Annotated in this window: 8 protein-coding genes; 4 read left to right on the plus strand and 4 right to left on the minus strand. The window is 69.1% G+C overall.

What is annotated here, in order from left to right:
- Positions 1-36 precede the first annotated feature (36 nt).
- A complete protein-coding gene (locus Q2100_RS14580) occupies positions 37-642 on the plus strand; it encodes a carboxymuconolactone decarboxylase family protein (protein ID WP_264012940.1) in 606 nt (201 codons plus the stop codon).
- On the opposite strand, the gene Q2100_RS14585 is transcribed toward Q2100_RS14580, so the two are convergent.
- From Q2100_RS14585 to Q2100_RS14595, 3 genes are all read right to left on the minus strand, one after another.
- Positions 617-1,525 (minus strand): sigma-70 family RNA polymerase sigma factor, encoded by a 909-nt coding sequence (locus tag Q2100_RS14585; protein WP_302914645.1) that lies wholly within the window; start codon positions 1,523-1,525, stop codon positions 617-619. The two genes, Q2100_RS14580 and Q2100_RS14585, sit on opposite strands and share 26 nt — an antisense overlap.
- A gap of 259 nt (positions 1,526-1,784) precedes the next feature.
- Positions 1,785-2,966, minus strand: a complete 1,182-nt coding sequence (locus tag Q2100_RS14590) for an MFS transporter (protein WP_302914646.1) — start codon at positions 2,964-2,966, stop codon at positions 1,785-1,787.
- A gap of 108 nt (positions 2,967-3,074) precedes the next feature.
- Positions 3,075-3,560, minus strand: a complete 486-nt coding sequence (locus Q2100_RS14595) for an ArsI/CadI family heavy metal resistance metalloenzyme (protein WP_302914647.1) — start codon at positions 3,558-3,560, stop codon at positions 3,075-3,077.
- Between the two features lie 99 nt (positions 3,561-3,659).
- On the opposite strand from Q2100_RS14595, the gene Q2100_RS14600 reads away from it, so the two are divergent.
- The 3 genes from Q2100_RS14600 to Q2100_RS14610 all read left to right on the plus strand — a co-directional run bounded on the left by Q2100_RS14600 (position 3,660) and on the right by Q2100_RS14610 (position 6,581).
- Positions 3,660-4,010 carry an Rv2640c family ArsR-like transcriptional regulator gene (locus tag Q2100_RS14600; protein ID WP_302914648.1) on the plus strand — a complete coding sequence of 117 codons (351 nt, stop codon included), beginning with the start codon at positions 3,660-3,662 and terminating at the stop codon, positions 4,008-4,010.
- 146 nt (positions 4,011-4,156) lie between these two features.
- Entirely contained in the window at positions 4,157-5,695 is a 1,539-nt protein-coding gene (locus Q2100_RS14605; RefSeq protein WP_302914649.1) for an APC family permease, read from the plus strand.
- Between the two features lie 28 nt (positions 5,696-5,723).
- Complete coding sequence (locus Q2100_RS14610) at positions 5,724-6,581, plus strand: universal stress protein (protein WP_302914650.1); 858 nt, start codon at positions 5,724-5,726, stop codon at positions 6,579-6,581.
- Between the two features lie 4 nt (positions 6,582-6,585).
- Here the strand turns inward: Q2100_RS14610 and Q2100_RS14615 are convergent.
- Positions 6,586-7,882: gamma-aminobutyraldehyde dehydrogenase (locus Q2100_RS14615; RefSeq protein ID WP_302914651.1), on the minus strand; the 1,297-nt coding region annotated here is incomplete at its 5' end.

Raw genomic sequence — 7,882 nt, forward strand, 5'->3', positions numbered from 1 at the left:
CTGTCACACTCCGGCGGGCTGTCTCGTCTGATGGGTATGACCACGAATCATTCGACATCACGCATCGAACCCGTCACCCCCGAGCGCGCGTCACTGCTGACCAAGCTGATGTACCGGACGGCCAGGCGCCGCTTCGGCGAGGTGCCCGAGCCCTTCGCCGTCGCTGCCCACCACCCGCGGCTGATGCTGGCCAACCTCGTCCACGAGGGCATGCTGCAATCGGGGTCGAAAAAGCTGCCGGCCAGCGTCCGCGAGCTCGCCGTGTTCTGGACGGCGCGCACCGTCGGCTGCTCCTGGTGCGTCGATTTCGGCGCCATGCTGCAGCGCCTCGACGGCCTCGACGTCGACCGGCTCAAGGAGATCGACGACTACGCGACGTCACCGCGCTACACCGACGACGAGCGTGCCGCGATCGCCTACGCCGACGCGATGAGCACCGACCCGCACACCATCACCGACGAGCAGGTGGCCGATCTGCGGCGGCGCTTCGGCGACGACGGGGTGATCGAGCTGACCTATCAGATCGGGGTGGAGAACATGCGCGCCCGCATGTACTCCGCGCTGGGGATCACCGAGCAGGGCTTCAACTCCGGCGACGCCTGCCGGGTGCCGTGGGCTACCGACGGAGCGGAGAGCCGGTGAACTTGTCGGGGTTCGCGACATCCCAGATGGCGCAGACCTTGCCGTCGCGGACGGTGACCGCCTGGATGTGCGGCGCCATCTCCGGCCATTCACCGTCGGCGGCCAGACCTTCGGTGTAGAGCCCGATCTCACCGTTGACGAGCGCGAGCTGTCCCGCCTCGAAGAACCGCGGGCCGTAGCGGCGGGCCAGCCCGAAGATGAACCGGGCGACCTTGTCGGCGCCGTGGATGACGCGGGCGGCGGTGGGCGCTTTGCGATTCGAGTCACCGGTGAACGTGACGTCGGGGTGCAGCAGCTCGACGACGGCGGCCATGTCGCCCGATGCCATGGCCGCCATCAGCCTGCCCACCACCTCGTCGTGGGACGGGTCGCGGTCCGGCGCCTTCGCGTCGGCGACGATGCGCCGTGCGCGCGACGCGAGCTGACGTGCCGACGCCTCGGTGGTCCCGAGGACGGCGCCGATCTCACCGAAGGGCACGGAGAACCCGTCGTGCAGGACGAAGGCGACCCGCTGGTCGGGTGTCAGCCGTTCGAGCACCACCATCGCCGCGAATCGCGCGTCCTCGGCGGCGACCACCGCGGCGAGCGGGTCGTTGTCACCGAATCCGGTGACGACGGGTTCCGGCAGCCACTCGCCGACGTAGGTCTCGCGCCGCCGGGCGGCCGAGCGCAGGCGGTCCAGGCCGATGCGGCTGACCACCGTCGTCAGCCAGGCCTTCGGGTCGGCGATGCGGACGCGCCCCTCCCCCAGCGCATCCCAACGCAGCCATGCATCCTGCACCGCGTCCTCGGCGTCGGCCACCGAGCCGGTCAACCGGTAGGCGACCGCGAGCAGGTGAGGGCGTGCCTGCTCGAAGTCCAGGGTGCGCTCCGCGGTGGTCACGCCCCAAGGGTAAGTCCGCCGGCTCCGGTCGAGTAGTGGACTACTCACGCAATTTCACACCGCAGCCGCGATGCTTCGACCCATGACGGAGGACGACGACGGACGCTTCTGTGATCGTGCGCTTCGGACCGGTGGCCGGGTGGGTGACGTGCCGGATCCCGGCCCCGCGGAACGGATGTGTTTCGCCGTCGGACGTCGCGACCGGCACCGCCACGATCGGCGGGGCCGCGGTGACGATGACCGTCGACGCTGAGCACCGCTACCGGACCGGGCTGCCGAGAGCCGCTCGCGCATGCCGGCCGGTGGTGGTCAGCACTGCGACCGCACCGAGCGCCGTCGCCGCGGCGAGCACCATGAGCAGTGACAGCGACGCGTGATCCACCACGACCCCGCCGAGCATCGCGCCGAGGCAGATCGTCGCCTGGAACGAACTGGTGAACAGCACCGTGGCCGCCTCGTCGGCGCCACCGCTGCCCCGCGCGAGCAGTGACTGGGAGCAGGCGGGCACGGCGCCGTAGGCGAATCCCCAGAGCAGCAGCGGCGCTGCGGCGCCGGCAAGGTCGTGTCCGAACACCGTCAGCGCCGGCGTCGCGACCGCGATCAGCAGCGCTGCGGTCGCGAAGGTGGCCCGCAGGTGGCGCCGGATCGTGTAGCCCGCGACCAGGTTGCCTGCCAGCCCCGCCGCGCCGTAGCCGAGGAGCAACGCGCTGACCGTCGTCAGACCCATTCCGGTGACCTCGTCCAGGAATGCCGACACGTAGGTGTACGCGCCGAAGTGCGCGACCACGACGAGCACGGTCACCAGCAGGCCGATCCTCACCTCGGTGCGGGCGAGCAGCGCGGCGAGCACCGCGGGACGGGTGACCTGCCGCGGTGTCAGCGATGGCACCGTCGCCCACAGTGCGCCGCACACCAGCGCCGTCGCCACCGCGAGGACGGCGAAGGTCGCGCGCCAGCCCGCGACGCCGGCGATGAACGTGCCCAACGGAACTCCGACGACGGAGCCGAGCGGGACGGCGAGGAAGATCGTCGAGGTCGCCCGCGGCACACTGTGTTCGCCGACCAGGCGGCCCGCCAGACCCGCACCGATGGACCAGAATCCGCCGATGACGACCCCCACGAGCACCCGCGCCGCCAGCAGCATCCAGAACGAGGTCGCCAGCGCGCACACCACGTTCGCCCCGACGAGGGTGACCGTCCACACGACCAGCATGGTCCGGCGGTCCACCCGGGCCGTCGCCACCGTCGCGACAGGTGCGGCCACCGCGGCGACCAGACCCGGCACGGTCATCATCAGTCCGGCGGTTCCGGTCGACACCGCGAAGGCGCCCGAGATCGGCACCAGCAGCCCGATCGGCATGATCTCGGTGGTCACGATCACGAAGATGCCCGCCGCGATGCTGAACACCGCCGGCCAGTGCGGCCGAACCTGTTGTGTCATCAGGCCAGTCGACCAGCTCGAGCGGCCGTTGGCTCGCGGCTTTCCGACATGGCAGTCGCCGGTCACCCGCTGAATGGTGGGCAACCGGCGCTGCCTGTGCGTGCGGGGTCAGCAGCAGGATGTGGTGGCGGCCGGCTGGTCGGCGTCGGATGCCGCCGCGCCGCCGCAACACACCGCGCCCTGCGCCTCGCCCGCCTCGTCGAGGTGCTTGGGGCTGGTGCCGAAGGTGTCGGAGTCGGCCAGCACGGTGTAGACCTCCCACTTCTCCCCGGCCGGTCCGGTCACCCAGACCTTGTCCTGGGTCGCGAAACAACACGTGGTGCCGATCTCCTCGTCGGTGAACAGCCCCTCGTCGGTCAATCGGGCGATCTCGGCGTGCACCTGCTCGCTCGACGCGACCTCCACGCCGAGGTGGTTGATGGTGCCGCCCCTGCCGGGGTTCTCGAGGAGCACCAGCTTCAGTGCCGGTTCGGTGACCGCGAAGTTGGCGTAGCCCGGTTTGACCTTCGCCGGGGTGGTGTTGAACAGCTTGGAGTAGAACGTGATCGCCTCGTCGAGGTCGTCGACGTTGAGAGCCAGCTGGACACGGGACATGATGGACCTCCATAGGGATGAGACATATATCGAACTGACGCGTGAACTCAGAATGCCACCTTTTTGATATATGTCAAGACCGATGGCATGATGGATCGCATGCCCAAAGCGCTTCCCGTCATCGACATGTCGGCCCCGGTGTGCTGCGCCCCGGTGGCCGCAGGCCCGATCAGCGACGAGGACGCCCTCGCCGTCGCGATGCGGCTCAAGGCGATCGCCGACCCGATGCGGGTGAAGATCGTGTCGTACCTGTTCAACGGCGAGGAGACCAGCGGTCACCTCGCCACGGTGCTCGGTCTCAGCGAGTCCACCGTCAGCCATCACCTCGGGCAGTTGCGCAATGCGGGCCTGGTGATCTCCGACCGGCGCGGCATGAACGTGTTCCATCGAGTCAAGAGTGAAGCGCTGCAAGCACTCTGCGTCGTACTCGACCCCAGCTGCTGCACGTAGTGGTGACCGGCGGCATCATGGGACGCCGCACTCGATTCGCGTGAGACATCGATGCTCGGACAACCGATTCCGTTGCTGTGTTACCCGGAAGAAAACTATTCCGTTGTATCCGCCCGCATAGACCATCGAAACCGTATATTTCCGGCATGGCAATCAAGGAACCGCCGACCTCGGCTGTCGGCGACAAGGGGCTGCAGGCGGGGGCCCTTGGCCTGGTCGGCAACATCGTCATCGGCCTCGGCGCCGTCGCGCCGGCGTACAGCCTGGCCGCCACCCTCGGCTTTGTCGTCTTGGCCGTCGGGGACAAGGCGCCGGCGATGTTCGTGCTGGCGTTCATCCCGATGCTCTTGGTCGCCTTCGCCTACAAGGAACTGTCGCAGGACACGCCGGACTGCGGCACCACCTTCACCTGGGGCACCAAGGCATTCGGCCCGTGGATCGGCTGGATCGGCGGGTGGGGTCTCGCGGTGTCGGCGATCATCGTGCTGGCCAACGTCGCCGAGGTGGCGGCCATCTACCTCTACCGCTTCCTGGGCACACTCACCGGCGGTGCCGAGGACAACTTCTTCAACACGCTCGCCGACAGCCTGACCGCCAAGGTGCTGCTGGGCTGCTTCTTCATCCTCGCCATGACGGCGGTGAGCGCGCGGGGAATCGTTCTCTCCGAACGCATTCAGAACGTGCTCATCGGGATCCAGTTCGTCGTCCTGGTCGGTGTCAGCATCTTCGCACTGGTGCGGGTGTTCGCCGGCAGTGCGGGCGAACAGGCCATCAGCCCGTCGCTGTCATGGCTGTGGCCAAGTGGCCTGGATTCCTCGTCCATCGCCGCGGCGGTCATCCTGTGCATCTTCATCTACTGGGGCTGGGACGCCTGCCTGGCCGTCGGCGAGGAGACCAAGGACCCCGGCCGCACCCCGGGCATCGCCGCGGTGATCACCACGCTGATCCTGGTGTGCACCTACGTGCTCGTCGCCTTCGCGGTGCAGTCCTTCGCCGGCTTCGGCACCGAGGGCATCGGCCTGAAGAACGAGGAGAACGCCGACGACGTGCTGACCATCCTCGGCGATCCGGTGGCCGGGACCGTGGTGTCCGCACTGTTGATGCTCACCGTGTCGATCTCTGCGCTGTCCTCGACGCAGACCACGATCCTGCCGACGGCACGCGGAACGCTGTCGATGGCGGTGTACGAGGCCATCCCGCAGCGCTTCGCCCGGGTGCACCCCCGCTACATGACCCCGGCGTTCGGCACCATGGTGATGGGAGTGGCGGCGCTGTGCTTCTACCTCGTGCTGTCGTTCGTCAGCCAGAACGCGCTGCAGGACTCCGTCGCCTCGCTGGGCCTGGCGGTCGCGTTCTACTACGGCATCACCGCCTACGCGTGCGTCTGGTACTTCCGGCGCACGCTTTTCAGCTCTGCCCGGAACCTGTTCTTCCGCGGCATCTTCCCGCTGCTCGGCGCCGCGGCGATGACGTGGGCGTTCGTCAAGAGTGCGATCGACATGATCGCCGAGGACTATGGCGAGACGGCGTACGGCGGCATAGGTGGCGTCTTCGTCCTCGGCGTCGGCATGCTGGCACTGGGTATCCCGCTGATGCTGGCGTGTTTCGCATTCGGCACCAAGCGGTTCTTCCGCGGTGAGACGCTGACCGCGAGCACCGAAGTCAAGGTTCCCGACACCTTCTGATGTCGTCACCTCGAGAGAAGGACCAGCCATGCATCTGACAGTCGGATATCTGGCCACTCCGACCGGCGACGACGGCGTCGCCCTGGCCAGCGCGCTCGCCAGGACCTTCGACGCCGCCGTCGACGTGGTGCTGGTGGTCCGAGAGGAGATGCCCGACGGCAGCCCGGGCCGCAGCGAGTACCAGCGGTTGCTCGTCGAACGCGGCGAGGAGTGGGTCTCGCAGGCGGTCGATGCGCTGGCGGCCAAGGGCGTCAGCGCCGGATCGACGGTCACCGTCGGTGAGTCCTTCGCCCAGTCGCTCCTGCAGTTCGCCGAGGAGAAGTCGTCGGACCTCATCGTGGTCGGCGGCGCCCGTGACGGATTCTTCGGCGGCCACACCATCGGCCCCGTCACCGGCGCGCTGCTGCATTCCTCGCCGATCCCGGTGGCGCTCGCACCGCGCGGCTACGCCGAGGACCCCGACGACGACATCGCCGCCATCACCGCGGCGGTGCCCACCCGGCCCGGCGACGACAACCCGCTGCCGTTCGCCCTCACCCTGGCCAGCGCTGCAGGCCTGCCGATCCGCATGCTGTCGCTGGTGTCGGCGGAGAACCTCGCCGAGGCCGAGAGCGTGAAGGAGGTGCGGCAGTTCCAGATCGCCGCCGCCGAGGAGAACCTCGCCGTCGCGGCGCGCGCCCTTCCCGACGCGCCGGAGATCGAGTCCCTTGTCGCCGAGGGCATGACGCTGGAGTCGGCGCTCAAGAAACTCAGGTGGGACGACGGTGCGCTGCTCGTCGTCGGCTCCAGCCGCTTCGCCGCGCCGAGGCGGATCTTCCTGGGCTCCACGGCCGCGCGCATCCTGGCCGGCGTCGACGTCCCCGTGGTGGTCGTGCCCCGCGAATGACGCGCTAGCGCCGCTTGAAAATGGTGCGGTGCCATTCCTTGTCGGCGACGCCGGTGATGTCGCTCATCACGTGCTTGACGGTGAGGTACTCCTCGAGTGAGTAGTCGCTCATGTCCTTGCCGAACCCCGATGCGCCGACACCGCCGTGCGGCATCTCGCTGATGATTGGGATGTGGTCGTTGATCCACACGCAGCCGGCCTGGATCTCGCGCGATGCCCGCTGCGCGCGGTACACGTCGCGGGTCCACGCCGATGCGGCCAGCCCGTAGTCGGTGTCGTTCGCCTGCCGCAGCGCGTCGTCGTCGTCGGTGAACGGCCGCACGGTGAGCACCGGTCCGAAGATCTCGTCGCGGTACACCTCGGAGTCCTCGGCCACGTCGGCGATCAGCGTCGGCGCGTAGAACGAACCCGGCAGATCCGGGGTGGTGCCTCCGGTGACGATCCGCGCACCCTGGCCGGGAGCCCGCTCGACCATGCCCGCCACCTTGGCGCGGTGCGCCATCGAGATCAGCGGCCCCAGGTCGGTGTCGGGATCGTGCGGGTCGCCGACGACGACCTTGCCCATCACCTCGGCCACACCGGCGACGAAGTCGTCGTAGACGTCGCGCGCCACGATCGCCCGCGTCGCGGCTGTGCAGTCCTGGCCGGTGTTGATCAGCGCACCGGCGACCGCACCCTGGATCGCGGCGTCGAGGTCGGCGTCGTCGAACACCACGAACGGCGCCTTGCCGCCCAGCTCCAGCTGGGTACGGTGGCCGTGCGCGGCGGCGGCGGCCATCACCCTGCGGCCCACCGGGGTGGACCCGGTGAAGGTCACCAGGTCGACGTCGCGGTGGCCGGCCAGCGCGGTGCCGACGTCGTGTCCCGCGCCGGTGACGACGTTGAGCACGCCCGCGGGGAGTCCGGCCTCGGTGGCCAGCCTGGCCAGCGTCAGCGTGGTCAGGGGGGTGATCTCGGCGGGCTTGATCACCACCGAGCACCCGGCGGCAAGTGCGGGCAGCACCTTCCACACCGCCATCTGCAGCGGGTAGTTCCACGGGGTGATGGTGGCGACGACGCCGATGGCCTCGCGCCGGATGCTCGAGGTGTGGTCGCCGGAGTACTCCGCGGTGGCCTTGCCCTCGAGATGCCGCGCGGCGCCCGCGAAGAAGTCGATGTTGTCGACGCTGCCGGGGACGTCGAACTCGGCGGCCAACCGCACCGGCTTGCCGGTCTGGCTGACCTCCTCGGCGACCAGGTCGTCGGCGTGCTCGTCGGCCAGCTTCGCCAGCCGGGCGAGCACCGCCGACCGGTCGGCGGGC

Origin of the sequence: Mycolicibacterium arseniciresistens (assembly GCF_030519285.1) — a bacterium.
Classification (GTDB): Bacteria; Actinomycetota; Actinomycetes; order Mycobacteriales; family Mycobacteriaceae; genus Mycobacterium; species Mycobacterium arseniciresistens.

Coding starts and splice junctions, on each gene's coding strand:
- Q2100_RS14590 (WP_302914646.1), bottom strand. CDS start 2,966: ATGACACAACAGGTTCGGCCGCACTGGCCGGCGGTGTTCAGCATCGCG.
- Q2100_RS14605 (WP_302914649.1), top strand. CDS start 4,157: ATGGCAATCAAGGAACCGCCGACCTCGGCTGTCGGCGACAAGGGGCTG.
- Q2100_RS14610 (WP_302914650.1), top strand. CDS start 5,724: ATGCATCTGACAGTCGGATATCTGGCCACTCCGACCGGCGACGACGGC.
- Q2100_RS14580 (WP_264012940.1), top strand. CDS start 37: ATGACCACGAATCATTCGACATCACGCATCGAACCCGTCACCCCCGAG.
- Q2100_RS14595 (WP_302914647.1), bottom strand. CDS start 3,560: ATGTCCCGTGTCCAGCTGGCTCTCAACGTCGACGACCTCGACGAGGCG.
- Q2100_RS14600 (WP_302914648.1), top strand. CDS start 3,660: ATGCCCAAAGCGCTTCCCGTCATCGACATGTCGGCCCCGGTGTGCTGC.